The organism is Formosa algae (assembly GCF_001439665.1).
In the GTDB taxonomy this organism is placed as follows: domain Bacteria; phylum Bacteroidota; class Bacteroidia; order Flavobacteriales; family Flavobacteriaceae; genus Formosa; species Formosa algae.
In genome coordinates this window covers 1-816 of record NZ_LMAK01000072.1, presented here as the reverse complement: position 1 = coordinate 816, position 816 = coordinate 1, and the positions used below count along the sequence as shown (strand labels likewise).

General features: G+C 41.7%; 1 protein-coding gene. It reads right to left on the bottom strand.

Features of this window, described 5'->3' with window-relative positions:
* Positions 1-707 (bottom strand): calcium-binding protein (locus AST99_RS15245; protein WP_420865361.1); only part of this gene is annotated, 707 nt, incomplete at its 3' end.
* Between the last annotated feature and the right edge of the window lie 109 nt (positions 708-816).

Below are 816 nucleotides of genomic sequence, written 5' to 3'. Positions count from 1 at the left end.
GTTGGCGTAATTCCATCAGCTCCATCTAAACCATCTGTTCCATCTACTCCTGCAGCTCCTGTTGCTGCAATTCCTGTATCTGTTGTTCCAATAAACCAATTACCATTTGTTCCAATTGTTGGCGTGATTCCATCAGCTCCATCTAAACCATCTGTTCCATCTATACCATCTGTTCCATCTAGACCATCAGTTCCATTTAATGATGCCAGCCACTCTGTTTCCGTTCCTATAAAACCACCTTCTAATGCAATCTCATATGCTGAATCTCCATCTGATCCGTCATTACCATCTGCCCCATTAGTTCCATCTGCTCCAGCTAATCCTTGTGGACCAGTGAAATCTGAAGTCGTAAATGAGCTTCCATCTGAATATAAAATAGTGAAAGTTCCATCACCGTTATCTGTAGTAGATGTAATTCCTACTCCGTCCATTCCATCTGCTCCATCATCACCTGATAAATTTACTGTAGTGAAAGTTGAACCATCTGTATAAACAATAGTAAATGTGCCATCGCCATTATTGGTTGTAGAATCTATTCCAACGCCGTCGATTCCATCTGATCCATCAACACCATCCGCTCCAGCAATACCTTGAGCACCTTGTGGTCCTGTTAAGTTTGAAGTCGTGAATGTCGATCCATCTGAATATGTAATTGTAAAAGTACCGTCGCCGTTATCGGTAGTAGATGTAATTCCTACTCCATCCATGCCATCTGCACCTGATAAATTTACGGTAGTAAAAGTTGACCCGTCAGTATAAACAATGGTGAATGTACCATCGCCATTGTCGGTTGTTGAATCTATTCCAAACCGTCAA